This window comes from Prevotella sp. OH937_COT-195 (assembly GCF_003932845.1).
Classification (GTDB): Bacteria; Bacteroidota; Bacteroidia; order Bacteroidales; family Bacteroidaceae; genus Prevotella.
Genome location: NZ_RQZH01000208.1, coordinates 1 through 309 on the forward strand (window position 1 = coordinate 1; position 309 = coordinate 309).

A 309-nucleotide genomic window follows, 5' to 3' on the forward strand; every position below is an offset into this window, starting at 1 on the left:
GAGTTTCATTGTCGTTTTCATTGGTTTTTGCTCCATTTTGGAAACTATCAAAAAAATCTTTTAATTTGCCTTCTTTTTCATAATTATAAAGCGCTTGAATAACAAACTTGGGCGGGTGTTTGCCATCGGTAATTATAAAAATGTTTTTCAATGCTTTGGACACGGGATAAAGTACTGAAATAAATTCAATCGTTCCAACAAATATGCTCCCAGCAAAGCTATCAAGTAGCGGATTTGCAAGCACTCGAAGCAAGATATATACTGAAACTACTACGAACATCATTTCGATTTCTTTGCGTAACATAATAC

Annotated in this window: 1 protein-coding gene; it reads right to left on the reverse strand. The window is 34.0% G+C overall.

Features of this window, described 5'->3' with window-relative positions; all coding sequences use genetic code 11:
* A partial coding sequence (locus tag EII32_RS11910; protein WP_199741452.1) for a hypothetical protein occupies positions 1–283 on the reverse strand: 283 nt, incomplete at its 3' end.
* Positions 284–309: the final 26 nt, after the last annotated feature.